Here is a 26,748-nt window from a genome sequence, read left to right as displayed (position 1 = left end):
TCTTAATTTAAATAACAACTCTAAATAACTACTCTAAGTAACTCTGTGCCCCGGAGACCTCGCTGGTTTTTGCCTCCAGATAGTGGTTGATACAGTAAAAGGCAATGATGATCAGCGCTATGCACACACCGGGCATGACCAGCCAGTTGTAGGCGCCTTTTGTGAAGCCGCCTCGCTTATAGGCTAAGTTGATCATTCTGCCCCAAGTTACTTCAGTGGGGTCACCCATACCAAGAAAACTTAAGGTTGCTTCAAGCATCATGCAGCGCGCCACAGACATGATATAGCGGGATAATACCACTTCCCGCAGGTTAGGCAGGATATGCCGGAACATGATCTGACGTTTCGATATTCCAAGGATTACCAGCATTTCCACAAAGGGCGTCTGCTTGAGCTGCATTGTGCGGGTGCGGACGGTGCGGGCTGTGCCGCACCATCCAAGCAGTGAAATGATCAATATAATATTAAACATATTTTTTCCGCAAAAGGCGGCAATAACGATAGCCATGGGAAGCATCGGGATCATCAGGAAAATCTGGATCACGGCATCCATGAGTCCGCTTTTCCATCCAGCCAGATACCCGGCAAGCAGTCCTAAAGCCGAGCCCACCGCCAGTGAAATAAGTGCTGCAGCCAGGCCGATCAGCAGTGTAGTACGGCTGGCAAATATTAATTCTGTTAAAATATCGTACCCCATGTCATTGGTTCCAAGGAGATGCGCACTGCTGCAGGGGAGCCATGCTCTGTCCATTTCTTTCAGGGCATAGGGGGCAAAGATATCCGGGAACAGTGTAAATAGTCCGAATACGAGAAGAATTCCGGCACCGAATATTAACACAGCTTTATTGCGCTTCATGGACTTTATACCTCACCTTCGGATCAACCAAAATGCATAGAAAATCTGTGGCCAGTGTGGTGATCACGATTACGACCGCGCTGACGAATAGACAGCCCTGTAAAACAGGGTAATCACGCGCAGTGATGCCCTGGGAGATCAGGCTCCCCATGCCCTTGATTGAAAAAATATTTTCGATAATAAGTGAGCCTGATACTACAAAGCCCACATTCATCCCTACCATTGTCAGAAATGGCTGACAGATATTAGGAAAAATATGCCGGAATGCAATATATGTGTCGCTCAGCCCCCGGCTGCGGGCATAAAGGACATATTTTTCTTTACGCTGCAGAGCCACAGTATTACAGATCATCAGATATTTTGAGGGAATTGTGCCGAGCACCAGGGTCAGTACAGGCAGGACCAGATGCTTTAAACGGTCACAGAAGGCAGCAGCGGGACCGTTCGGTACGCGGATTGAATTCAGAGCTCCGGATGGGAGCCAGCCCAGTTTGAATGCAAACAGTGCAATTAGCAGCAGTCCCAGCAAAAAAGAAGGGAATGCATCAAATATGATCTGCATGGAAGTAACGGCATGTTCTGCGGGGCTGCCCTTTTTCATTCCCATAATACAGCCGAGTACCATTGCAGTTAAAGAGGAGATCAGAATGGCAGGCAGGGCAATCTGCAGGGTATTGGGAAGACGGGCAGCGATCAGACTTGAAATGTCTGCATTATGATGGTAAGAGTAGCCAAGGTCGCCCGTGCAGATACCTTTCAGGTAATCCCAGAACTGTTCCATGACCGGGCGGTTAGCGCCGGTTTTTTCCTGATAGTACGCATACTGCTCTTCAGTTACGGTTTCTTCATCCATGCCTACGAGCATAAGCACAGTATCCCCCGGCATAAGCCGGGGGAGAATAAAATTAAAGATTATTATAATAAATAAGCAGGCAATAGAAATTAAAATTTTTTTCTTCATATAGATAATTACTGAGCCTCAGCCAGATCCATCCAGGTCTGCACATTCAGGATGCCAAAAGTGCCGTCTGCGGAAAAACCGGAGAAACGACTGTTATACGCCTGAACGTGAGCATCCCAGAACAGAGCGACTGCCGGGAGATTTTCAGCATAATATTCCTGTATTTCTGCAGCTGCCTTTTTATATTCGTCCATACTGGCTGCGGCATCTGCTTTATCCAGCAGCGCTTTATATGCTTCATCATATACCTGTCCATAGCTCATGGGGTTTTCTCCCCACAGATATAAGGCGGCAAGCCCCTGGTTCTTTGCCATGCCGAAAGCGGTCAGGCCGGTAATGACAGCCTGCTGTGATCTCTGTTGCTCCGTAAGTTCACGGAATGCGGCGACTTCCTGCACATCCAGTGTGATCTCTATGCCGATCTCAGCAAGATTTGTCTGCAATAATTCGGCATAACGGGCATGGTCAGGTTTGTCATCACGAACCATGACAGAGATGGAGAGTTTTTGGCCATCTTTTTCTACAAAGCCATCTCCGTCGCTGTCTGTATAGCCTCCGTCCTCCAGATACTGTCTGGCGGCATCCAGGTCACGGGTCAGGACAGGCGTATCCACATAGCCATATGTACCTTCAGGTATAAAACCTGCAGTTGACGGAATGGCGTAGGCGGAGCCAAATAATTCACGGAATTTTTCATAATCGATCGCCGACGCGATTGCCTTGCGGACATTAATATCATTGCCGGGCGCTGTGTTATTGTTGAGGATCAATGCAGCGCTGTTTGCAGTATTACTTACAGGCATCAGGGTCAGATTGCCACTGTCCTCCAAGTCAGAGATAACTCCTGCATCCACGCCGCCTGAGTATTTGTAGACCATATCGATCTCGCCGGATTTAAGAGCCATATACATGGTGTCCGGATTATCATACAGCTTCAGAGTCACGGTCTTTGCCTTTGGCGCTCCGTCCGGATAATCTGTGAAGGCTTCAAATTCCACCACACCGGCATCAGCATCAAAGCGGCTGAATTTATAAGGCCCGCATCCGATATTGGCCTGCTCGTTGGGGACGGTTGTATAATCTTCTACGCCTTCATAAATATGTTCCGGCATGATGCGGACTACTACCATATTTGCAAGCTCACGGGGATTTGCTTGTGGAAGTTCAAATTCAACTGTTTTGTCGTCGATTACGCGGATTTCGGTAAAGCGTTCTGCATATCCCCCTTCTTCCCCCTGCGTATCCAGATATTCAAATGTAAACTTAATATCATCGGCAGTCACAGGTGTGCCATCGTGCCAGGCCATGCCGTCCCGCACAGTTAAGGTCCAGGTCTTGCTGTCCTTGGTGCTGTAATCACACAGCAGCGGATGGTAGCTGCCCTCGCCGTCAATATAGACTGGGGCCAACTGTGACAAAGTGCCGGAAATTACATCAAAATTATATTCACTGCGGTTGGCTGTTGTGATTTCAGCAGTGGTTCCAATTATAAAAGTGTCAATTTCATTGCCGGAAGCCTTGCTTGAGAGTGTGAGTGGGGCGCTGCAGACGGTTAAAACAAAAAGCAGTGAAACTGTCAGCAGTGTTGTAAAAATTTTTTTCATAGGTTCCTCCTGGTAAATTATATTTCCATCAGCTTTCCATGTGAAAGCTGGTAGATGCGCTGTGATACAGACTCAACCAGCGGCTGGTCATGGGAGATCAGGAGCACGGAAATGTGTTCCTTTTCCACAAGTGTCCTGAAAATATTTATAATATCTGTCTGAGATGAAACGTCCAGCATAGAAGTGGCCTCATCTGCAATCAGTAACTTAGGTGTTAATGTCAGGCTTCGCGCGATGAGCGCTCTCTGTGCCTGTCCTCCGGAGAGTTCACCGGGGCGCCGGCTAAATAATTCAGGACCCAGATGCATCTGGGATAACAATTCGTGGGCTCTTGCCTGTGCCTCACTGCGGCTTCTGGATATTTTGTGGAAGAGCAGAGGTTCCATTAATGCGGCCGTGATGGTCTGTCGGGGATCAAGCGATGCAAAAGGCTGCTGCGGAATAAGCTGAATGGCATAATTTGAAGCAGGATGGTATGTACCTGTATGCCACAAGGGTGTCCCTTCAAAGGAAATGCTGCCTGTATCCGGCCTTACGGTGCCGCAGATGATGCGCGCAAATGTGGATTTTCCCTCCCCGCTGGTTCCCATGATACTGACAAATTCGCCTTTGCCAATATGAAACGAGGCATCCTGAAGTATCCTTTTTCCACCATAGGCTTTCGTGACTTTATCTGCTTTAAGCATCATTGATGAGTGCCTCCTTTTTGCTGGTATAAGCCGTGGGAAGATTGCAGATCAGCCGCCTGGTATATTTCGCTTTGGGATGCTGCAACAATATCCGGGCAGGGGCGGACTCAATAACATGCCCGTCATTCATTACCAGGATCTCATCACATGCGGCAGCAACAGAAATATCATGAGTGATCAGTAATATGGCAGAATCTTTAAATAATGTATTTAGATTTGCTAAAAATACCCTGATATTTTCCTGGTCGATCCCGCGTGTAGGCTCATCGGCGATGACCAGATGGGGATTCCCCGCTGCAGCCATAGCCATAACGACCCGCTGCGCCATACCGCCTGAGAGCTGGAAGGGATAAGAGCGCAGTATCTGTGCAGGGTCATCAAAACCTGTGCCTGAAAGCAGACGGTGCATGAGTGTGCCCTGCAGGGAACGCTCTATGCGGGCACGCCGGAGAACTTCACGAAATTGTGTGCCAACTTTCAGAGAGGGATTTAGAAAATCTGCCCCACTCTGGGGTATAAGGGCAAAATCAGTCCCCAGATAACTTCTTCGCTGTCTGGCATTCAAGGAGAGAATATCGATGCCATTCCATACCACATGACCTAAAGCAGAGCAGTTTTCAGGCAGCAGGCCCAGAATGGCCATAGCCGTCATTGTCTTTCCGCTGCCGGACTGCCCAACAATGGCAAGACGTTTTCCTGTTTCAACAGAAAGGCAGATATTTTGGACGACAGTGCTAAACGTTCCGCCTTTCATTTGTGCAGTAATATGTAATTGCGCAACCTCCAGTCTCATTTTACGGGCCTCCATCCGATTCACTTTGTGTAACTTACTCATCATAACAAAAAGAAAACACTGCCGCAAGCCGGGGCAGGGGATATCCGTGACAGCAAATGAAGTCACACCTAAGCTAAAAGGGCTTATCATAGAGAATATCCATACGCCGGTCCAGAACCAGGACAAGCTCTGGTCTGACAATCCGGATGGAGAAGACCTGGCTGAATGTTATATGCAGTGTGTGAAAGACTGTGCTGAAGAGAGTGGATTACGGCCGTGTGGGATTCTGTTATGACTGCTGCCATCACAGCAACTACAATCCGGATGATGATTTATTATCCATGTATGGCAAGCGGCTGATGGCTCTGCATTTACATGACAACGGAGGGAAACATTCCCAGCATCAGCTGCCGTTTGACGGCGGTATCGACTGGCCGTGTGTTATGAGAAAGATTGCTCAGACAGGATATACAGGCGCCACTGCATTAGAGTCTATGAACTGGGACTATCTGGATCTGACGGCAGAAAAGTTTTTGCAAGAAGCGTATGTGAGGGCCAAAAGGCTGGATGCTTTCAGGCTAACGGCGTTTTAGTATCCACCTGAAATATTCCCTGAAGGAGATGTCTTCCCTGTGCTTTAAACCCACCAGAACAAACAGGCACAATGAAGCGCTCAGATAGCAGTCTTTCAGATCAAATGTGAAAAGCCGGGGGATCTGAAGGAAATCCAGACTGCCGCCCCAGAAAACTTTGTCGATCAGGCTGCACAGACAGCCGGCCATCCCGCAGACGAAAATAAAAGCTGCGGATTTTGCCGGCTCTTTTTGTCTGCTTCTATAGAAGGCGTAGCAGCTGATGTACAGGGCAATGCACAGAAGATTCAAAATGACAGTGGCCTCCACGCCGGAAAGGAACGGTATGAAATTGCCGGCCCAGCTCAGGTTCGTGTTATGGACAGGACGGAACCTGAGCAGAGGTCCGATTAAGTCCGTATCTATTGTAAGCCAGAAGAATTGGATAAGAAGTTTGACTGCCTGGTCCAGTACTGTCAGTGCAAGGATGTGCCCAAAATATTGTTTTATATATTTCATAAGAGTACCTGGAGGATTCCAGTCCTTTCTTTAATCTGGTCAGCGTGTATCTGATTTATAATTATGATGGAAGGGCTGATGCCTGTCAATACATGGTTTTGGAAATTTGGCGGGAAAATGGAAAATTCAGGATTTATGTATTGACAAAACAGATTATAGTAGTGTAGAATAAGCATGCAGTTAGTAGAAACTAACTGTTAATTTTTTTGAATATAAGTTAGAAACAACTAATCAATATTTGAGATAACTAACAAGGAGCCTGAAACATCATGATGATTAATAAAAGACTGATCAATACAGTCCCGGAATCTAAAAAGCACATTGCAGGAAATGTTGCGGCGCAGTGGATATCACTGGTTGGGAATATCATTATTATATTTACAATTGGTAGAATACTGGAAGCACTGAGGATGAACAGCCTGACTATACAGCAGGGGGTGACAACAGCCTGTATTTTTGCTGCGTGTGTGGCTGTCAGATTCTGCTGCGCCAGGGCGGCATCCCGGGAGAGTTATTTGGCTTCAAAATCTGTTAAAAAAACGCTGCGTGAACTGATCTATAGGAAACTGCTCCGCCTGGGCAGCAGTTATACGGAAAAAGCTGCCACTGCAGAGGTGGTCCAGGCATCGGTCGAGGGCGTGGAGCAGCTGGAAACATATTTTGGTTCTTATCTGCCTCAGTTTTTTTACAGTATGCTTTCGCCGGTTACATTATTTATTGTCTTATCCTTTGTCAGCATGAAAGCGGCTGTTGTTCTGCTGCTGTGTGTGCCTCTCATCCCGGTGTCAATCATCGCTGTCCAGAAATTTGCAAAGAAGCTTTTGGCAAAATACTGGGGCCAGTATACGAAAATGGGTGACAGCTTTCTGGAAAATCTGCAGGGACTGACGACTCTGAAGGTATATCAGGCCGATGAGTATAAGCATCAGGAGATGAATAAGGAAGCAGAGCAGTTCAGGAAAATCACAATGAAAGTACTGACTATGCAGCTCAATTCCATTACTGTAATGGATCTGATCGCTTATGGAGGCGCTGCTTTAGGCGTTATATTTTCTGTACTTGAGTTTAAGGCCGGCAATGTGGGATTTACGGGATGCTTTGCCATCATCATGCTGGCTGCTGATTTTTTCCTGCCTCTGCGTGCCCTTGGCTCCTTTTTCCATGTGGCAATGAACGGGATGGCAGCCAGCGACCGTATATTTGCACTGCTGGATCTTCCGGAGGATGAGGAAAAGGAGGCACATATAGGAAAAGAAAAAGTGATTGACATTGAAGGTTTGTCCTTCTCCTATGAGGCAGACAGAGCTGTGCTCCGTAATATCCATATGTCATTTCCTGAGAACAGTTTTACGGCTATTGTGGGTGAGAGCGGCTGCGGAAAATCCACAATAGCCTCTCTGGTCATGGGAATGAGAAGCGGCTATGAGGGAAGCATCAGGATTGGAGGAAGAGAGATTACGGAGATATCAGAAGCAGATATCATGCAGAATATTACACTTATCAGCATGGGCAGCTATATCTTTAAAGGTACAGTAAGGGATAATCTCCTGATCGGCAGGCCGGACGCAGATGAAAAATCCATGTGGAGGGCACTGAAGAAAGTAAATCTGGCTGATTTTATTAAATCTGCAGGAGGCCTTGAAATGGGAATCTCTGAGAGGGGCTCTAACCTTTCGGGCGGCCAGTGTCAAAGGCTGGCGCTGGCCCGTGCACTTCTGCATGACAGCCCAGTATATATTTTTGACGAAGCAACCAGCAATATAGATGTGGAAAGTGAAAATGATATTATGGAAGTCCTGATAAAACTGGCCAGGACTAAAACAGTTATATTGATATCACACAGGCTGGCCAATGTAGTCATGGCTGATAAGATCTATGTTATGTCGGAAGGACGCATTGCAGAAACAGGACGTCATGAAACCCTGGCTGCAAAGGACGGCCTGTATGCCAGGCTGTGGAAGACCCAGTCGGAACTTGAAAATTATGGAGGAAAGGAGGGACAGTACGCATGAAAAAGAGAAGTTCGTTACAGATCATGGCAAGACTTACCGGGCTGGTAAGGCCTCTGGCATTTGTAATGCTCGGGGCGGTGATCATGGGAGTGGCAGGTTTTCTGTCAGCTATCTTTATAACAGTGTTTGGGGGCTATGCAGTTTTGGATGTGCTGGGGATCAACAGAGGAATATCTCTGACAACAATATTTATCAGCGTATGTATATTTGCAGTGGTGAGGGGGATCCTCCGATATGCAGAGCAGGCATGCAACCATTATATTGCTTTCAGGCTTCTGGCGCTGATACGGGATAAGGTATTCGGAGCTCTGCGCCGCCTGGCACCTGCCAAATTGGAGTGCAGGGATAAGGGGAATCTGATTTCAATCATCACCAGTGACATAGAGCTGCTGGAAGTGTTTTATGCGCACACCATCTCCCCATGCTGTATTGCGCTTATCGTTTCAGGAATCATGACGGCGTTCCTGTCAGGAATACATGTATTACTGGGGGTTACTGCAGCGGCAGCTTATCTGATCGTAGGTGTCCTGATTCCTTTCATAATCTCCCGCAGGTCAAGAGAGAAGGGGGAAGCGTTCCGCTCAGAGTTTGGGGAGATGAATGCATGCTTTATGGACAGTATGCGGGGGCTCAGGGAGATTATCCAGTACGGGTTCGGAGAGAAGCGCCTGGATGACATTAATTCCCGAAGTGATAAGATGTCCGGCATAGAGAGTGAAATGAAAAAAACTGCAGGAACAAATTCTGCGGTAACAGGACAGATCATCCTGGTATTCACGGTGATCATGCTGGCAGTTTCAGCTATCCTTTACCAGAAAGGCAGTATAGGCTTTGACGGAGTGCTGCTGTCTGTTATCACTATGGCATCGTCCTTCGGGCCTGTCCTGGCAGTGGCCAATCTGGGAAGCGGGCTGTCACAGACTATGGCTGCGGGCAGCAGGGTGCTGGATATCCTGGATGATACACCTGAAGTCAGGGAAAACATATCAGGTGCACAGATTGAGTTTGAAGGCGCCGGTTTAAAAAATGTCCATTTCTCTTATGGGGATGAGGAAATACTTAAGGATGTGAGCCTGGAGGTTAAAAAGGGGACAATTACCGGAATAGTCGGTAAATCCGGCAGCGGGAAATCCACTATACTGAAATTGCTCATGCGCTTCTGGAATACAGGAAGCGGGGAAATACATATATCAGGAAAGGATATCAGGGAGATCCTCACAACTTCTCTGAGGGAAAATGAGGGTTATATGACCCAGGAGACGCAGCTGTTCCACGACAGTATTGAGAATAATATCAGGATTGCAAAAAGAGATGCCACCAGAGAAGAAATCGTGGAAGCCTGCAGGAAGGCCTCAGTGCATGAATTCATCTCATCTCTCCCCAATGGGTACGAGACGGAGGTGGGTGAACTGGGCAGCACCCTGTCAGGCGGCGAACGCCAGCGGCTGGGCCTTGCGAGAGCATTTCTGCACAATGCGCCTCTTTTCCTTTTAGATGAACCGACCAGCAATCTGGACAGTTTGAATGAAGCAATTATCTTGAAGGCTCTGAGGGGAGAAAAGGACAGGACAGTGGTCCTGGTGTCCCACAGGCCGTCCACTATGCGTATAGCAGATACTACGTATGCCATGGAAAACGGGAGGATGAGCTGATGAAAAAAGATATGCAGACTGGCACTAAGAGGGAAAAAGAGAAGGAAATCCTGGAGCTGATGGTAAAGATCTGCTGCAGCGGAAACCGACATGAAAAAGCATCTGGTGAAGAGTTGTGCCCGGAGTGCAGAGAGCTGCTGTCGTATGCCAAACGGAGGGTAGATGCCTGCCGTTTCATGGAAACGAAGACATTTTGCTCAAACTGCAAAGTCCACTGTTATAAGAAAGATATGCGTGAACGCATTAAGAGTGTCATGCGGTACTCAGGACCGCGGATGATCATGTATCATCCGGTTCTGGCAGTCAGACATCTTATAGAATCGAAGAAAGAAAAGAAAGGATAACAGGTAATATGAAGCTGAAAAAAATACTGTTGATCATCGTGGGCTGCCTGGGTCTGTTTATGGGAGCAGTCGGGGCCGTCCTTCCACTGCTTCCGGCATTTCCCTTCCTTCTGCTGGCAGCATACTGCTTTGCCAGAAGTTCCGAAAAGCTGAATACCTGGTTCATTAACACCAGGCTGTATAAAAATAACCTGGAGACATATGTGAAAGGACAGGGGATGACCTGGAAAACGAAGATCCGGATCATGGTCATGGTTACACTTCTGATGTCCATCGGATTTTTGATGATGGGCCGTGTACCGGTGGGCAGGATCATCCTGGCCGGAGTGTGGCTGTTCCATATCCTTTACTTTGTCTTTGGGGTGAAGACGGTCAGGCAGAAGGCGGAGGGTTATCCTGACCCTGAATTTTAGATTCAAATAGTGGATTTGCCTCCCTGACCTTATCAGGATATTCTTGCTGCAGTTCTGAGAATGCCTTTACTACTTCTTCAGGGATATCCACATGTGCTATAAAGTTTTTCCCATTAGGGCCATACCCGTCTTTAGAATCAGACAATCTGGGAATCTCACCCATCAGGAGCGTGATATACCTGTCCATATCCCACATTCCCCAGATTTCATTTTCAAAAACAAGGCGGGGGCCATCTGTGACTGCTTTTGCAGAGTAGACGGCAAAGTTAATGACGGTCACATCTTTGGAGACATATTTGCGCAGCCCTGCCTCCATGCGGCGCTGCATGGAAGCGTCCTGGGCGAGGATAATTGTCTTAAAATCCAGGCCATTTCTTTTCAGAAGTTCTAACAGATAAGTAATGTTATTGCCGCAGTTGGTAGATTCACACTCTAAAAAATCTGCCGCCAGTCCATACCTGTAACGCAAATAAGCATCGAAGATACAGGCTTCAGAAAGTCCGGCAGTTTCTATACAGGGAAACTGGCTGTGCATTTTTATGCGCAGAGTCTCCGTCGTATGTCCTTCTCCTCCCACGATAATATATTTTCTGGCTATTTTATTTCTGATAGCTTCAGCAAGCACATCACCCCCGCACATGATACTTCCGCCAAAAAGCACCATGATATCTGCCTGTGCCACCCCATATCTTTTCTTTAATTCTTCCCCTGTCAAAACTGGAAGATCCCTCTTTCCGCAAAATTCACCTAAAATATTTATACACTCAGCTATGCGTTCTTTCATAATTATATTCCCCCCACATTTCTTATTGGTATCGATTTTATCATACACTGTTTTAATCCGCAATTTATTTCCACGGGCAAAGAGCTAAAGCAAAGCCTGTTTTTCCGGCTTCAAAGTTATATAGAAGGTTGTATAAATGTATGTTATAATTTTTTAAAACAGAAATCGGTTTTGGACAAATCAGAACTCCTTTATTTACATTAAATATACTTTAATAAAATGCTATAATCAGGAAAAGAATATACAGGCAGGTTCTCTGGAAGTACACTGGGAGGAATGACGGCCGCGGGAAAAACATGTTCCGGGGCTGCTTTTTTTATTGGGAGGATGGGAGATGCTGGATAGCATAAAAAAGAAATTTAAAAATATGAAGCTGGCAGGTAAAATGATGTCTGTTTATCTGCTGCTGGCAGGGATATCCTGCTGTATTTCAATTGTGGCGCTTCAGGCCAGCCTGAATATCTATGACAAAAAGCTGTATGAGAAGTCGCTGCAGGAGCTGGATTTTTTTACGCAGAAGGTGAACGCGGAGCTGCAGGATATAGAGGAATTAAGCTATATTATAGCTATGGACCAGGATATACAGGAACATCTGGCGGATGCTATGGCTCTGGAATATCTGTCGCAGGGCTATAATTATGAGATCAATAAGATCAGGAATATCATTCAGGATAAGATCATGCTGTATCCGGTGGTTGAAAATATCGTCTATACGGACAGAGACAGTGTGAGTTTTACCATGGGTTCCTACTGCGGGGAGCCGGATGAAGATACATACCAGGAGTTTTTGCAAGAGTGCCGGGCTAAGAGAGGCGGCTATGTGATGGAGTCTCCGTCGCTGAATTATCCTTACCTGATTTCAGGAAGAGATATACTGGAACGGAAAAATGCCAGCCTCACATATCTGGGGACATTTATTTTGACAAGCGATGTGGCGGGGATGATTGAAAATACCAGGGATCTGCTGGAGGCAAAGGATTCAGTTTTATATGTATACTCAGACAGAGGGCTGGTCTACGGCGATGAGAAAGAGGTGCCGGAATATTTTCAGACAGATGAGAGCCAGGGATATCAGGTCATTAACTATGAGGGGGAGCGCTATTTTCTGTGTTATTTAAAGTCTTCAGTAAATGGCTGGGTCTACGTCAATGCATTTCCCTACAGCCAGATCTTCGGGCAGACTATGCGCATACGTTATCTGATGCTGGGAGGATTCGTGCTAGTATTTGTGATACTGATATTTGCCATGCGCAAAATATCAGGGGTGATAACAAATCCCCTTGACCAGCTGACAGAATCTATGAAAATAGTTGAGAACGGAAACTTCCAGGGAGCGAAAGAATTATTGTCAGAGGAGACAGGCCATGATGAGGTGGCTATCCTCTCCCAGGAATTTGCGGTAATGCTGGATAAGATCGATTTTCTTATCCATGAGAATTACGAAAAACAGCTGCTCCTCAAGGATACAGAATATAAGATGCTTCAGGCCCAGATAAATCCACATTTTCTCTACAATACACTCAACGCTTTAAATTGGATGGTAAAAGCGGGCAGGAACCAGGAAGCAGGCAGGATGATCGTTGAACTGGGGCGCCTTCTGAGGGCCTCCTTTGCCAAGGAGCCGTATATAACAGTGGAAGAGGAAGTGGAGAATGCCAGGAGCTATATTACAATACAGCAGTTCAGATACCAGAAAAGGGCAGAATTTGCTGTTGAGACAGAGGGGGATCTGACTCATTATATGGTGCCCCGGATGATTCTGCAGCCTCTCATTGAGAACTCTATTTATTACGGCGTGGAAAAGGTGCTTACCATGTGCAGGATAACGGTTACGGTAAAAGAGGAAGCGGACTGCATACGGATGGAGGTACAGGATACAGGTCCGGGCATGTCACAGGAAGAGCTGGAGGCAGTCAGAAGCTTTGATTTTAAGCCTAAAGGACACGGTATTGGCTTAAAGAACATCAGGGAGAGGCTGAAGATCGCATATGAAGAAAATGTATTTATGATTGAAAGCAGGCTGGGCGAAGGAACGAAGATTTCTATTCTCATACCTAAGAGGCAGAAGGAGGGAGCAGATGTATAAGCTTTTAATTGTGGATGATGAAGATATTGAAAGAGAAGGGATGGCACAGTTTATTCCCTGGGAAAATTATGAAATACAGCTGGCCGGTACTGCCTGGAACGGAGTGGAAGGATTTCAAAAGATCCAGGCGGAGGAACCGGATATCGTACTGACTGATATAAAGATGCCAGTGATGGACGGCATTGAACTGATCAAAAAAACAAAAGAGAGCTTTCCCGACATAGAATTTATAGTGCTGTCAGGTTATGGGGAATATGAGTTTACAAGCCAGGCGATGGAAGAAGGCGTGCGGTATTATATACTGAAGCCCTGTGATGAGGAAAAAATCGTGGAAGTGCTCAGCAAAGTCAAGCAGAGCATTGCAGAAAAGAGGTCACAGAAGCGCAGGAGCCAGGAATACAGCCATAAGGTCAGAAGACTGCTGCCAAGAGCCAAGGAGCAGCTGTTTTGCAACATGCTCTTAGAAAGGGAAAAGCCGCAGGAAGATTATCAGATGTTTCTGGAAGAGTTTGGAACTGAACAGCAGCAGGTACGTGTGCTGGCGTTGCGCCTGGAGGATAAGATCGACTATCTGGAACAGTTTGTGCTGGGAAATATACTGGGGGAGCTGCTGGGAGAGACTAATATTTTATTATCAGCAGTATTACAGCAGGATATCCTGTTTCTGCTGCGAAACTGCGATATAGAGCAGATTGAGCCTGCGTTTGCCAGAACACGGACAGAATTCAGCCGGGTAGCAGGAGGCCCTATGAATGCAGCAGTAAGCAGGGAGGGTGAGCTGCAGGACGTTCATCAGCTTTTTGACCAGGTGAAAGAACTCTTCCGCATGGGGGCAGACGCCCCTGATGGAGTCCTGCTCCACTACGGTATATTCAGGGAAGCAAAGAGCAGGCTCTCTGATATTATAGACTACCATAAGGCAGGCAGTTCTCAGGATTATGGTGAGATATTATTTGAAATGTATCTGGCCTTTGCCAAGATGGAATTAGATGGATATACATATGATGAAAAAAGAGAGATGTGTACATGGATCATAAAAGTCCTTTACGGGGAGCAGTTTGTTCCGGGAGAGGGCGTGGGTGAAAACGCTGACAGGGTATGGCAGCTTTTTACTGACGTGACAGAACAGATTGCGGTCCGGCAGGGAATCCTGCAGCAGGAGGGCAGGGATGACAAGCGTGTGAGGAATATATTGCTGGCAGTCCATAAGTATCTCCGTGAGCCGGATATGAATATCCGGTTTCTGGCAAAGGAAGTTCTGTTTATGAATGAAGAATATTTTGGAAGGATATTTCTGAAGAACAGAAAAATGAAGTTTTCCACCTTCCTGTTAGAGACAAGGATCGCGCTGGCAGAGAGACTGCTGGATTATAAACCTGATATCAAGATCTCACAGCTGGCGGAAACAGTGGGATATTCTCCCGATGGCCAATATTTTTCCAAAGCTTTTAAAAAGGCAGCGGGAGTCTCACCTACGGAATATCGTGACAGATGTTTGAAAGGCAGGAGCAGCTGTTCCGGATAAAATAAGTCGGTTATTTTCAAATACCAACTCCTGAAATTCCATTCATTCTAAAAAAGAAATCCGTTACAATATCATTATCAAGCAACAAATACATAAAACAATGGTAGAAGAGAAGGAGAGGATGACATGAGTCAGAGAATGAAAAGAATAATGGCGGCTGCACTGGCCGGAACAGTAGCATTATCTGCGGGGGCCTGCAAAACAGCGGAACCGGAACAGGAGGAGGCTTCTCAGAAAGTAACCGAGGCGGACTTAAAGACAGCAGCGGAAGATGGGGACGCCAAAGAGGTAACGATTAAGATAGCATGGTGGGGTGGACAGACAAGACATGAACAAACCCAGCAGGTGCTTGATCTCTATTCAGAACTTCATCCTAATGTGAAGTTTGTGGCATCACCTTCCGGATGGGACGGATATTTTGAAAAGCTGTCCACGCAGACAGCCTCAGGGGCAATGCCTGATATTGTGCAGATGGACTACCTCTACCTGACAACTTATGCAAAAAACAATTCTGTGGCAGACCTTCAGGAGTTTATTGATAATGGCACGATTGATGTATCCGGTATTGACGAAAAACTGCTTAACACAGGCCAGATCGATGATAAGATGACAGGACTGGTGCTGTCCACATCCATGCTGAGCTTTGGATACAATCCCGATGTACTGGCAGAGGCGGGAGTAGAAGAACCCACAGCTGACTGGACATGGAGTGATTTCATAGAGATGAGCAAGAAAGTCCATGAAGCCACAGGAAAATATGGACCGGCTATGGATACAGCCCTGGATACAAACGGGTTTAATTATTGGGTAAGGCAGCATGGACAGAGCCTGTTCAGCGAAGACAACAAGTCACTTGGTTATACAGACGATAAGATCTGTGAGGATTATTTTACAATGTGGAACAGCCTGATGGAGGAGGGAGTCCTTCCAAATCCTGATGAGTATGCGCAGATCGCCACTCTTGGCCAGGAAGCCGGTCCTGTTGTTACAGGGGATGCTGCAATGATCATGGAGTGGAACAACTACGCTTCTAAGCTGAGCAGTGTGAATGATAAAATTAAAATGGTCACCCCGCCTATGTCAGATGACTCAGATGCAAAAGGGCTCTGGATGAAACCCGGAATGTTCTTTTCAGTTGCTGAGACTTCCCAGGTAAAACAGGAGGCTGCAGAATTTATCAACTGGTTTATTAATTCTAAAGAGGCAAATGATATCATGATGGCAGAGAGAGGCACACCCGTCTCCTCAGAGATCCGTGACTATATGATCAGCTCAGGAAAGCTGGGAGAGCAGCAGAAGGCTATGTTTGAAGGTGTGGATGAAGCAGCAGCCATCTGTGGTGATACACCTGCTCCCGATCCTGTTGGGATGTCAGAAATAAATGAAGCATTTAAGAATGCTGCCAACAGTGTATATTATGGCCAAGCAACAGCAGAAGATGCAGCTGCTGCCTTCAGGGAAGAAGCAAATTCAATCCTTGAGAGAAATAATAAATAGAGTAGAGAACAAGAGGGGAGACGTTTAATGGATGTCTCCTTCTCTTTTAGGAAAAGGGTGAAAAAATGAAAAATTCTAAAGCTTTAAGGAAATCCCCATACAAGCGGAAAGACAATATTGCAGGATATCTGATGCTCACGCCGTGGCTTGTCGGCTTTATTCTGATGTGGATGATCCCCATGTTCATCTCAATATACTATTCGCTGACAGATTTTAACCTGCTGAATACTCCGTCCTTCGTGGGTATAGACAATTATATCCGGGCTTTTACAAAGGATAAAAGCTTTTATCAGTCTCTGAAAGTTACATTTATTTATGTACTTGTGCTGGTTCCCCTCCGTCTTGCCTTTGCGCTTTTCGTGGCGATGCTTCTGAATAAAAAGCATAAAGGGCTGGGACTTTACAGGACATTATACTATGTGCCCTCTATCATAGGAGGCAGCATCGCTGTATCTGTCGTGTGGAAGCAGATATTTGGAAACCAGGGTGTTATCATGTCCCTTCTGAACGCAGTCGGCATCAGCCAGACTACCTCTTTGCTGGGAAATACGACTACGTCTCTGGGCGTGATCATACTTATGGGTGTCTGGCAGTTCGGATCATCTATGCTGATCTTCTTATCAGCCCTGAAGCAGATACCGTATTCCCTGTATGAATCAGCACAGGTAGACGGCGCAAGGCCGGCGAAGATGTTTACAAAGATTACGCTGCCAATGCTGACTCCTACTATATTCTTTAATCTGATCCTGCAGATCATCAATGGGTTCAGAGTGTTTACAGAGAGCTATATTATCACAGACGGAGGGCCTCTTGACAGTACCCTGTCATATGTGCTGTATCTGTACAGGCGGGCGTTTAATTATTTCGATATGGGTTACAGCTGTGCCCTTGCGTGGATCCTGGTAGCCATCGTGGGTATATTCACGATTGTTCTGTTTAAGACGCAGGGAAGCTGGGTCCATTATGAAGCTGGGAGGGAATAAAGAATGAATAGGCAGAAAAAACAGAGATTGCGTTCAATACGGTTCCATATAGGTGCGTGTCTTCTTGGATTTATAATGATCTATCCGCTCCTCTGGCTGGTGGCCAGTTCATTTAAAAGCAACCAGACCATGTTTCAGGATGCGTATTCCCTGATCCCCAAGGTCTGGGATGCAGCGGCAAACTATCTGAGCGGTTTTGAAGGGGTCGGAGGCGTGCCCTTCACCACATTTCTCTTTAATTCGGTGATAGTTACTGCAGTGGGAGTGGTGGGATGCGTTACCACATCGCTGTTTGCGGCTTACGCTTTTTCCAGGATCAGATTCCGATTTGGAAATTTCTGGTTTGGATGCGTGATGATGACCATGATGATTCCGGCCCAGGTGATGGTAGTGCCCCAGTACATAATCCTTAAAAAGCTGAACCTGATAGATACAAGAATATCCCTTATACTGCCATGGTTTTTTGGCGGAGCATTCTTTATCTTCCTGATGGTGCAGTTCTTCCAGGGTATTCCGCGGGAACTGGATGAGGCGGCTGAAATCGACGGTTGCGGAAGAGTCGCTATCCTCTTCAGGATACTGGTACCGGTGGTACGCCCTGCTATCATCACATCCACGATCTTCGCATTTTACTGGATCTGGCAGGACTTTTTCCAGCCTCTGATTTTTATGAGCAGCGCAGAGAAGTTTACGATTCCTCTGGCATTGAATATGTATCTGGATCCCAATTCATATAACAATTATGGGGGACTGTTCGCAATGTCGGTGGTATCCCTCCTTCCTGTCATCCTGTTTTTCATCTTATTCCAGAGGTATCTTGTTGACGGAATCGCAATGGACGGTATAAAAGGATAAGGAGCATACAGCCATGAAAGATATGGTAATTAACATTAACACAAAGATCACATCAGATATACATTCAAGGCCTGTAGAGTGGGCTGTCAGAAATCTGGAAAGAGATCTTGGGAAGGCCTGTGATAAAACCTGTTTGGAAAAGCAGGGGGCGGAAATAATTCTGCGATTTAGTTTGGAGCAGCAGAGTGAATGCTTCCGGCTGTTCTGCGAAAATGGAAGTCTTGTCATCGAGGCGGGAGATGACCTGGGATTTATTTACGGCATTTATAAGGTGAGCCGTTCTGTGCTGGGTATCAATGACTACTGGTTCTGGAATGACCAGAAGATTGTCCCAAGGCAGGAATATGTACTGCAGGCGGACTACGATTACCAGTCAGAGCCGTACCGAATAAAATACCGCGGCTGGTTTATCAATGACGAGGTCCTCCTTCACACATGGAGTGTAAACAGGAGAAAGGAGGAACCCTGGGAGATGGCTCTGGAGGCGCTCATGCGGCAGGGCGGAAATATGGTGATCCCAGGGACTGATAAAAATTCCGGCAAATACAGAGGGCTTGCTTCCAGGATGGGGCTTTTTGTGACTCATCACCATGCAGAGCCTCTGGGGGCACAGATGTTTTCCAGAGCTTATCCCGGCCTGAAGCCCTCTTTTGCAGAGTATCCTGATAAATTCAGGAAGCTGTGGCAGGAGGGGATAGAGGCCCAGAAGGGGATGAAAGTCATCTGGAACCTGGGATTTAGGGGACAGGGGGACTGTCCCTTTTGGGTAAATGATCCGCAGTACCAGACTGAAGAGAGCCGGGGGGAATTAATGAGCCGGCTGATCAGGATGCAGTATGATATGGTGAAGGCGGCAGATAAAGATGCAGCCTGCTGTACGAATCTGTATGGGGAAACGATGGAACTGTATAAAGAAGGATTACTGAAGCTGCCGGAAGATGTCATTAAGATATGGGCGGATAACGGATATGGGAAAATGGTGACAAGGCGTCAGGATAACCACAATCCCAGAGTGTATTCTCTGCCGTCTGCCAATACCGGAGGCAGGCACGGAATCTATTACCATGTGTCTTTCTATGACCTGCAGGCTGCAAATCATATCACTATGCTGCCAAACTCCCCGGAATTTGTCAAAAAGGAACTGACGGAAGCCATACGCCATGGAGCCGATAATTTCTGGATCATCAACTGCTCTAATGTAAAGCCTCATGTATACTTCCTGGACCTGATTTCTGAGTTTTGGAAAAATGGAGACATTGATACAGAGGCACACAGGATGGCGTATGTGAAAAGGTATTATGGTGAAAGGAATGCGGGGAGGATCGCAGAGTGCTTTAAAGAGTATCACAGGAATGCTGTCTCATATGGTGAGCATGAAGATGAACATGCGGGAGAACAGTATGCCAATCATCCGGCGCGCATCCTCATATCCCAGTATCTGAAGAACAAAGAAAGCTGTGCCCGGGAACTGCTCTGGCTGGGTGAGAGCGGCAGCCTGAGAGGACAGATCGGAAGATATAAGGCACATTGTGAAAAAGCAGCGGAAGGTTACGGCAGATATGAGACACTATGCCGCAGGACGGAGGCTGAGCTGGATGAAGAGAGGGAGCTGTTCAGAGATTCGCTGCTGCTGCAGGCAAGAATACACTGCGGCTGCTTTCATGGGGCTCTGCTCGTCTGCAAAAGCCTGCTGGCGGCTCTGGATGAAGAATATATGGAGGCGTTTTATCTGGCAGGAAAAGCCAGGAAGTGCTATCTGCAGGCGGACAGCGCCATGCGGTCCCGGGAACATGGAAAATGGCATGGATTTTATCAGAATGAATGCCTGACAGATGTAAAACAGACTGCCTGGGTGCTGGAGGGGCTGATGAGCTTCCTCAGATGCCTGGGCGACGGACCGCATTATTTCGGATGGCAGAGGGAATTTCTGTATTCTGAGGAAGACAGAAGAGTTATGCTGATCCTGAATATGGAAAACCATCTGAGGGATCAGGAGCTGTTTGAGCTGATGGAGGAGAAGTGGGACAGATAAAAAACTTGGGTAATAACTTCAGCAGGCCCGGAGCTGGTTCATTCCGGGCCTGCTCTGTATTCACTGGGTGTGCAGCCCATGATCATTTTAAAATGTTTGCCCAGATAGCTCACACCCGTAAAACCACAGGCCAGAGCGATCTCCGTGACAGGCATGTCTGTCTCTGAAAGCATCCTGGCTGCCATACGTATCCGGTATTCCAACAGATACGTAAAGGGGGTTGTATTTAATGTCTGTTTGAAGCATCGCAGGCATTCTCTCTCGCTGATATTGGCGCTTTCTGCAATCTGTGCAAGAGAGATCTTATCATGGAAGTGCTCCTGAATAAACAGGAGCATTTTTTTAATGCGTTCTTCCCTGCGTCCTGAGGTGATTCTGGGTTCGCTTAAGACGGGCGCGGCTTCTTCGCACAGCAGCCGCCATACCAGTGACAAGTCACTCCGCACTGCCAGTTCATAGCCAAATCCCCCTTCCTCTGCCAGGTCATAAGAATGCTTCAGCAGCTCCAGGATTTTCTGATGGCGGGGCAAAGCAGGATAAAAAGCCATGGCCTCCAGAGACTTACACTGCAGGATTGGGGACACATATTTCTGCTCAAAGATACTTTTATACCCTCCGGAAATCAGGCCCGCATCAAAAATCTGGTTAAGAGATACAGGAACGGGGCCTTCTATTGCTTCTTTATAGTGGAGGATATTTGAATTTATGAATGCCGCCTCACCTGGCCCCAGCAGGTATGTATGGTTATTTGTGTACAGCTTCACACTTCCCTGAAGAAGGAGCATGAATTCTACATCAGGATGCCAGTGCCATGGCACGCTGCCGCCGGTGTAGATACTGTATGATTCGTAAAATGCCGTAAAGGGAAAGAAAGAATTTTCCCGGGGAAGCAGTTCTTCCATTTTTTCATTCATCTTCAGTGAAGTTGCGATCATCCTGCTGTGCTCCTTTTCCGGAAAGCCTTAAAACTGGCGTTATAATTATGACAAATGGCGTAATTATGATTTTTTCTGCTGCGTCCTTACATTATAATACATAAAAACACTTTATATCAACTATTATAAGGATTTGGGGAGAGGGAAAAGTGACAGAGAAAACAAAACGTTTAGTAATGAGTACGATGGGAGTGCTGATTGCCGGATTCAGTGTAGGAATATTAAAAAGGGCGGAATTGGGCGTAGACCCTTTCCAGGCTTTTATGAGCGGCCTGGATTTTGCAGTCCCGCTTAAGTTTGGAACGCTTTATGTACTGCTCAGCCTGATTCTGCTCACCTTCAGCTTTATAGCAGATAAGCATTACATCGGCCCCGGAACATTTGTGACCCTGCTTTTTCAGGGATATGTGATTGACTTCTCCCGGAAATTCTTCTATGGGCTGTTCCCTGTGCTTTCACTGCCGGGAAGGGTTTTATTTCTTATGATCGGCATATGTATTCTATGCCTTGCTTCATCTTTATACATTACTGCAAATCTGGGAGTTTCCACATATGACGCCATCTCCCTTATTATTGCATATACGTGGAAGAAGGGGAAGTTTAAATATAACCGTATCATTACTGACCTGGTCTGTGTATGCCTGGGCAGCGCACTGTATCTTGCTTCGGGAGGTAAGCTCTCAGGGCTGGCAGCCATGGTAGGGGCCGGCACTATTATTACGGCATTTTTTATGGGACCGCTTATTGACTTTTTGAACATTCATGTAAGCCGGCCTGTTTTGGCATCGGGTATGGCGAAAGGTAAAAATTATGAAAGAGGATAAACAGAAAATAAAAGGCAGATTCCACATATATAAGCTGTACATCTGGAAAAAGATAAGAGATTCCAGGATCAGGACAAAGCTTTATGCCTATCTGGCCCTGTCTGCTGTTGTATGCAGCGTTGCCATAGGGAGCATGAGCTATATGAGCATGAGGAAGGCTCTGACCCTGAATGCCCAGGATTCTGCTGTCAGTCTCATGAAACAGATAGGGACGAGAATGGATGAGAGGGTCTATGATTTTCAGGATGCCTCCTATTCGCTGTCCCATAAAAAAGAGATCATGGCAATTCTGGACGGCACAGATGAGGAAGGGAACAAGTGGAACCATACGTTAGATGAGGCTGCATTTAACAGCAGCATGTTTATGTATAATATACTTTATAAATATTCTGATTTTGCTGTTATGGAATCCGGGTCCGGGGAGGTTTATGTATACAATCAGGTGCTGGCAGATGAGAAGATAGGAAAAGCGAAGGCAAAAGAGGTGCTGGATCTGTTCCGGGATGAGGTGAGCGGAACAAGCCCTGTTAAATGGACACAGAGGAACGGGCAGGTCTATTTTATCAGGCGGATGACTCCCCTTAACAGCAGCCAGAAGACAGAGGACAAGGGGATCATAATATTTGCCGTCTCTGACAGTTTTTTTGACTGCGGTGATGACGCCAATCCCTTTGTGGAGAATAAAAATATTGTAGTGGCAGGCTCTGACGGACTGATCTACAGGAATAATGAACTGGAGCTTAAAGAAGAGGATCTGCAGTATTATCTGTCTTATGAACAGGGGAAATACTATATTTATACGACCACGAAGAGGATAGCTGAAGAGCAGTATCTGGCAATTCCGCTGAGAACAGTGAAGTACCAGTGGAATATTATGTGTTTTATACCATATTCAGTTATAATGGAAAAAGCGAATCAGGTGATCCCAAAGGTGATCGTGACAATGCTGGTGATACTGTGCGTGGGAATGGCTGCGGCATATGCCCTGTACAGGATGATAGAAAAGAACCTGAAGATCATCGAGACTGGAATGCGCCAGTATGAGACAGGAAATTATTCCAAGGTGCTCTCTCCTGCATCTTACGATGAGATTGGCATGCTTATCCTGCAGTTTAACCATATGGGACTTAAAATAAATGAGCTGAATGAGCTGGCAAGAAGGGATCAGGAAGAAAAACAGGAGCTCCAGTATCAGGTGATGGAGGCACAGATCAATCCCCATTTTCTTTACAATACTCTGGGTTCCCTGAAATGGCTGGCCTATGAGAAGGAGCAGGAGGAAATAGCCAGGCTGGCGGACGCCCTGATAAATCTGCTGCGGTTTACTGTGAAAAATGCAAATAAGTTCATATATTTCAGGGATGAGATAGATTACATCAAAAATTATGTCTATATACAGAAGCAGAGATATGAGGATGCTTTTACAGTAGAATATGACGTTACAAAGGAAGCCGGGGAGTTTAGTATTATCGGTTTTATCCTGCAGCCCTTTATTGAAAACAGTATCCTTCACGGACTGGATAACTCCAGGAACGACGGGGTGATACGTATAGAGGGGGAAGTGCTGGAGGACAGGCTTCATATCACCATAAAGGATAACGGCATGGGGATGCCAAAGGAAAAATTAGTTGACTTGCGCAGAAAGATGCAGGAAAATAAAACTGAAAAGTATAAAGGCTTTAATGGGATCGGGATTATAAATATCATACAGCGGCTGAAGATGATTTATCAGGAAGGCTTTATCTATGAGATCGACAGCATTCCAGGGAAGGGAACAACAGTGACTATGATCATCCCGGGAAAGGTAAGAGAAGATGAAAAAACGTGTATTGATTGTGGAGGATGATAAGTTTTTCCGTTTTGCTATAAAAAAGTTTGTAGACTGGGAGAGCCATGGGTTTGAAATAGCAGGGGAGGCTGTGCATGGAGCAGCAGCCCTGGAATTTGTAGAATCACAGCCCGTGGAGGTGGTAGTTACAGATATGAGTATGCCGGTCATGAACGGGATTGAACTGACTGCTATGCTCAGAGAGAAGCATCCGGATATTTTGATCATTGCCCTTTCAGCATACGATGACTTTGAATTCGTAAAAGAGTCCCTGAAGCTGGGCGCCAGTGACTATATACTGAAGCAGGATATAGAAAAAGAAGACATCGGAGAAATAATCAGCAGTTCCTGGAATAAGCATATGGCCGGCCTTGCAAAGGAAGGGTGGCTTCAGGAGGAGATACTTAAATTCTTAAAGGGCGGAAAACTGGAAGAAAGGGCCGGCAGATTCCTGGATCTGAGTCTGGACGGCAGCAGGGGAGGCTGCCTGTTTGCTGTCAGGAATCTGGATCAGGAGTGGAAAGGCAGCTTTGGCAGTAAGAACTGCTGGCTGGAGGAGAGTCTGCTTGAGCTTCATGAGAAAGAGTGGAATATACTTCTTGTACCGGCAAAAGCGGAGCACAGTATAAAGAAACAGATAGAATACAGGTACAGCCTGTGTGCCAGAATAGAAAGTTTGTTAAAGGGAGAAGACTATCTGGCAGGATGCAGCAGTTTGTGCACAGAGACGGCACAGCTGCCGGAGAGTTACGCGCAGGCCCGGAAAGCCGCTGTGACAGGAAGCTTTTTACAAAGGACTAAAGTACTCTCCTGGGATGACATAAAGGACGGTTATGAGGGCCGGACACTGGACTATATGGAAAAAGAAGAGTCATATAAGGACATCTGCAGTCTGGAGACGGCTCTTAAGGCCTTAGGTGGGCTGACAGAGAAGATGCGGGACCTGATGCCGGATGAGGAGCACCAGCAGAGGAACTGCCTGCTGCTACTGAATGCCGCGGCACGGAATCTGAATTATCCTATCAGCAATCTGGAGTTTGCCAGGATGAAGGAGCATATGGCTGAAATGGTGCGTCTGGATGACCTGGTCAGGTTAACGGGTGAGTATCTGGAACAGATATTTAATAAAAGCAGGAACGGTCTGCTCCATTCCAGTGTGGCAGCAGGGATACAGTTCATGCGGCAGAACTACGGCAGGGATATCTGCCTGCATGAGATAGCGGAACACGCTGCATTAAATGAAAGCTACTTCTCGAACCTGTTTAATAAGGAGACGGGCCAGAGCATCACAGAGTATCTGAATAAGATCCGCATTGAGAAAGCGAAGGAGCTGATCGCCCGGACAAATCTGAAAAATTATGAGATAGCAGAGCGGGTGGGAATAATGAATGCTTCCTATTTCAGTACGATATTTAAAAAGGAGACAGGGCTGACGGTTCAGGAATACAGACAGAGATTACCTAAAAATCTAGAATAAAATCTAAAAAAATTGAATACTCCGGGGAAAATCTTATTTGGAGCTTATAAAAGATCATGGCGTTTTTAAAAAATGCCATGATTTTTTAAAGAAAGCCAAAAAATCATGAAGGAAGAAAAACGTGAAAAAGGATAGAATAGGTTTATCAAGAAACGAAGCACAAGTCAAAAGTACAAGGAGGAAATCATGAAGAGGAAGTATTTATCAATTATTATGGCATGCGGGCTGGTATTGGGACTGGCAGGAGGCAGCAGCGCCACTGTGGCTGCCGCAGACAAATCTGAGGACAAAGAAACTGTGGATGCAAAGGACGTATCTAATGCAGAAAGTGAGCAGGTCATCCTGGAATTCATAAATGGATCATCTGAAGAACAGTATGTGGCATGGCTGGATGAAATTATTGCTAATTTTGAGGAAGCAAACCCAAACGTCAAGGTAGAGGTACAGAGGGTGTCCATTGACAGCTTCAACCAGACTGTCATGACAAGATTTGCTGCGGGTGACGTTCCGGATCTTTTTACATTTTCAGAAAATGATATTGATGATATGGTGCCAAGCGGCTATGTCATGGACCTGAGTGAAAGCAAGAATGTGGCTAATTATGCGGAGGGCATGCTGGACAGCCTCTCACTTGACGGAAAAGTGTACGCCCTTCCTATAAGTAATGATTTTATGTGTGTTACATACAACAAAACAGTTTTTGAAGACGCGGGGATCACAGAAGTTCCTGATACCTGGAGCGGATTTCTGGAGGTCTGCCAGAAGCTGCAGGATGCAGGTGTGGTTCCGATCGCATCAGGATTCTCTGAACAGTGGGTGGTCAACGGCACATCACAGACCACATATTGTGCAGAGGTGCTGGGGAACGGAGGTCCTGCCCTCTCTGAAATGGTAGACAGGACATATAAGTTTTCAGAGGTAGAACAGTGGAGAGAGTTTTTTGCCAAGCTTCAGGGAATCTACCCGTTTATGAACAATGACCCGTTCGGAACAGACCAGAACACCTGCTATTCTATGCTGGCAAATGGAGAAGCAGCTATGATCTTAAACGGTACATGGACCATCACCAATTCAATAGCCATGAATCCTGACGGAGACTTTGGTATCTTTGCGCTGCCGGTATCCGAGGATCCGGAGGAGAATAAGATGCCTATGTGCCCGCCGGCCGGAGGCTTTGCCGTGAGCGCTGAGACAACACATAAAGAAGAAGCGCTCAGTTTCCTGGAATACCTTACCTCACCTGAATCAGCCTCCCTTTATGCTGAAAAAGGCGCCGGGATCCCTATTGTGCAGGGTGTTGACACTTCCAGCCTGACCGGAGGCTTCAAGGATGCAGCTGATATCATGAACAGCGGTGATGTGCAGATCATCTCTTCCAAGAGCTTCCCGAGCGCAAATGAAGATTCCTTCATCAATAATATCTCAACCTTTTTCTTAGATGACTGTGAAGATATTGACGGAGCGCTGGAGAGTCTGGACGAAGAATTTGACAACCTGGCAAAATAAATAATTGCTGCTGATCATG

General features: G+C 46.4%; 24 protein-coding genes. 16 read left to right on the top strand and 8 right to left on the bottom strand.

Features of this window, described 5'->3' with window-relative positions; all coding sequences use genetic code 11:
- Positions 1-28: 28 nt before the first annotated feature.
- The 5 genes from NSB28_RS08520 to NSB28_RS08500 are packed head-to-tail and all read right to left on the bottom strand — an operon-like array spanning position 29 to position 4,903.
- Positions 29-856, bottom strand: a complete 828-nt coding sequence (locus tag NSB28_RS08520) for an ABC transporter permease (RefSeq protein ID WP_109626496.1) — start codon at positions 854-856, stop codon at positions 29-31.
- Positions 843-1,817: an ABC transporter permease gene (locus tag NSB28_RS08515; protein ID WP_109626495.1), complete on the bottom strand. Its 975-nt coding sequence runs from the start codon at positions 1,815-1,817 to the stop codon at positions 843-845. The genes NSB28_RS08520 and NSB28_RS08515 overlap by 14 nt, the downstream gene beginning before the upstream one ends.
- 8 nt (positions 1,818-1,825) lie before the next feature.
- Positions 1,826-3,421: an ABC transporter substrate-binding protein gene (locus NSB28_RS08510; protein ID WP_109626494.1), complete on the bottom strand. Its 1,596-nt coding sequence runs from the start codon at positions 3,419-3,421 to the stop codon at positions 1,826-1,828.
- A 17-nt stretch (positions 3,422-3,438) separates the two neighbouring features.
- A complete protein-coding gene (locus NSB28_RS08505; RefSeq protein WP_109626493.1) occupies positions 3,439-4,110 on the bottom strand; it encodes an ABC transporter ATP-binding protein in 672 nt (223 codons plus the stop codon).
- On the bottom strand, positions 4,100-4,903 hold the full coding sequence (locus tag NSB28_RS08500) for an ATP-binding cassette domain-containing protein (RefSeq protein WP_187374305.1): 804 nt from the start codon (positions 4,901-4,903) through the stop codon (positions 4,100-4,102). Before NSB28_RS08500 ends, NSB28_RS08505 begins: the two co-directional genes overlap by 11 nt.
- A gap of 88 nt (positions 4,904-4,991) precedes the next feature.
- On the opposite strand from NSB28_RS08500, the gene NSB28_RS08495 reads away from it, so the two are divergent.
- Positions 4,992-5,180: a hypothetical protein gene (locus NSB28_RS08495; RefSeq protein ID WP_257497652.1), complete on the top strand. Its 189-nt coding sequence runs from the start codon at positions 4,992-4,994 to the stop codon at positions 5,178-5,180.
- Entirely contained in the window at positions 5,137-5,478 is a 342-nt protein-coding gene (locus NSB28_RS08490) for a sugar phosphate isomerase/epimerase (protein ID WP_257497653.1), read from the top strand. Before NSB28_RS08495 ends, NSB28_RS08490 begins: the two co-directional genes overlap by 44 nt.
- On the opposite strand, the gene NSB28_RS08485 is transcribed toward NSB28_RS08490, so the two are convergent.
- The gene (locus NSB28_RS08485) at positions 5,464-5,976 is read right to left on the bottom strand and encodes a signal peptidase II (RefSeq protein ID WP_109626491.1); all 513 of its coding nucleotides are present in this window, start codon (positions 5,974-5,976) and stop codon (positions 5,464-5,466) included. The two genes, NSB28_RS08490 and NSB28_RS08485, sit on opposite strands and share 15 nt — an antisense overlap.
- Positions 5,977-6,248: 272 nt before the next feature.
- On the opposite strand from NSB28_RS08485, the gene NSB28_RS08480 reads away from it, so the two are divergent.
- Genes NSB28_RS08480 through NSB28_RS08465 form a run of 4 tightly spaced genes read left to right on the top strand, consistent with a single transcriptional unit; the run spans position 6,249 to position 10,397 of the window.
- Positions 6,249-7,988, top strand: coding sequence for an ABC transporter ATP-binding protein/permease (locus NSB28_RS08480; RefSeq protein ID WP_109626668.1), 1,740 nt, complete (start codon positions 6,249-6,251; stop codon positions 7,986-7,988).
- A complete protein-coding gene (locus tag NSB28_RS08475) occupies positions 7,985-9,640 on the top strand; it encodes an amino acid ABC transporter ATP-binding/permease protein (RefSeq protein WP_109626490.1) in 1,656 nt (551 codons plus the stop codon). Before NSB28_RS08480 ends, NSB28_RS08475 begins: the two co-directional genes overlap by 4 nt.
- Complete coding sequence (locus tag NSB28_RS08470; RefSeq protein ID WP_243134905.1) at positions 9,640-9,984, top strand: nitrous oxide-stimulated promoter family protein; 345 nt, start codon at positions 9,640-9,642, stop codon at positions 9,982-9,984. The genes NSB28_RS08475 and NSB28_RS08470 overlap by 1 nt, the downstream gene beginning before the upstream one ends.
- A gap of 8 nt (positions 9,985-9,992) precedes the next feature.
- A complete protein-coding gene (locus tag NSB28_RS08465) occupies positions 9,993-10,397 on the top strand; it encodes a YbaN family protein (protein ID WP_109626489.1) in 405 nt (134 codons plus the stop codon).
- On the opposite strand, the gene NSB28_RS08460 is transcribed toward NSB28_RS08465, so the two are convergent.
- The gene (locus NSB28_RS08460) at positions 10,357-11,181 is read right to left on the bottom strand and encodes a hypothetical protein (protein WP_109626488.1); all 825 of its coding nucleotides are present in this window, start codon (positions 11,179-11,181) and stop codon (positions 10,357-10,359) included. The genes NSB28_RS08465 and NSB28_RS08460 overlap by 41 nt on opposite strands.
- A 334-nt stretch (positions 11,182-11,515) precedes the next feature.
- On the opposite strand from NSB28_RS08460, the gene NSB28_RS08455 reads away from it, so the two are divergent.
- From NSB28_RS08455 to NSB28_RS08430, 6 genes are all read left to right on the top strand, one after another.
- Positions 11,516-13,267, top strand: coding sequence for a sensor histidine kinase (locus NSB28_RS08455; protein ID WP_109626487.1), 1,752 nt, complete (start codon positions 11,516-11,518; stop codon positions 13,265-13,267).
- A complete protein-coding gene (locus NSB28_RS08450) occupies positions 13,260-14,792 on the top strand; it encodes a response regulator (protein WP_109626486.1) in 1,533 nt (510 codons plus the stop codon). Before NSB28_RS08455 ends, NSB28_RS08450 begins: the two co-directional genes overlap by 8 nt.
- Before the next feature lie 126 nt (positions 14,793-14,918).
- The gene (locus NSB28_RS08445; protein ID WP_109626485.1) at positions 14,919-16,289 is read left to right on the top strand and encodes an ABC transporter substrate-binding protein; all 1,371 of its coding nucleotides are present in this window, start codon (positions 14,919-14,921) and stop codon (positions 16,287-16,289) included.
- A 65-nt stretch (positions 16,290-16,354) separates the two neighbouring features.
- Positions 16,355-17,272, top strand: coding sequence for a carbohydrate ABC transporter permease (locus NSB28_RS08440; RefSeq protein ID WP_109626484.1), 918 nt, complete (start codon positions 16,355-16,357; stop codon positions 17,270-17,272).
- 3 nt (positions 17,273-17,275) lie between these two features.
- Positions 17,276-18,127 (top strand): carbohydrate ABC transporter permease, encoded by an 852-nt coding sequence (locus tag NSB28_RS08435; RefSeq protein WP_109626483.1) that lies wholly within the window; start codon positions 17,276-17,278, stop codon positions 18,125-18,127.
- A 13-nt stretch (positions 18,128-18,140) separates the two neighbouring features.
- Positions 18,141-20,159, top strand: coding sequence for a glycosyl hydrolase 115 family protein (locus tag NSB28_RS08430; protein ID WP_243134904.1), 2,019 nt, complete (start codon positions 18,141-18,143; stop codon positions 20,157-20,159).
- Between the two features lie 38 nt (positions 20,160-20,197).
- On the opposite strand, the gene NSB28_RS08425 is transcribed toward NSB28_RS08430, so the two are convergent.
- Positions 20,198-21,094, bottom strand: coding sequence for an AraC family transcriptional regulator (locus NSB28_RS08425; RefSeq protein ID WP_109626482.1), 897 nt, complete (start codon positions 21,092-21,094; stop codon positions 20,198-20,200).
- A 149-nt stretch (positions 21,095-21,243) separates the two neighbouring features.
- On the opposite strand from NSB28_RS08425, the gene NSB28_RS08420 reads away from it, so the two are divergent.
- From NSB28_RS08420 to NSB28_RS08405, 4 genes are all read left to right on the top strand, one after another.
- A complete protein-coding gene (locus NSB28_RS08420) occupies positions 21,244-21,918 on the top strand; it encodes a YczE/YyaS/YitT family protein (RefSeq protein WP_243134903.1) in 675 nt (224 codons plus the stop codon).
- Positions 21,905-23,764, top strand: coding sequence for a sensor histidine kinase (locus NSB28_RS08415; protein ID WP_109626481.1), 1,860 nt, complete (start codon positions 21,905-21,907; stop codon positions 23,762-23,764). The genes NSB28_RS08420 and NSB28_RS08415 overlap by 14 nt, the downstream gene beginning before the upstream one ends.
- Positions 23,733-25,223, top strand: coding sequence for a response regulator (locus NSB28_RS08410; RefSeq protein ID WP_109626480.1), 1,491 nt, complete (start codon positions 23,733-23,735; stop codon positions 25,221-25,223). The genes NSB28_RS08415 and NSB28_RS08410 overlap by 32 nt, the downstream gene beginning before the upstream one ends.
- Before the next feature lie 186 nt (positions 25,224-25,409).
- On the top strand, positions 25,410-26,729 hold the full coding sequence (locus NSB28_RS08405) for an ABC transporter substrate-binding protein (protein WP_109626479.1): 1,320 nt from the start codon (positions 25,410-25,412) through the stop codon (positions 26,727-26,729).
- Positions 26,730-26,748: the final 19 nt, after the last annotated feature.

This window comes from Murimonas intestini, from assembly GCF_024622195.1.
Classification (GTDB): Bacteria; Bacillota; Clostridia; order Lachnospirales; family Lachnospiraceae; genus Murimonas; species Murimonas intestini.
This window is presented reverse-complemented; position numbering and strand designations above follow the sequence as displayed.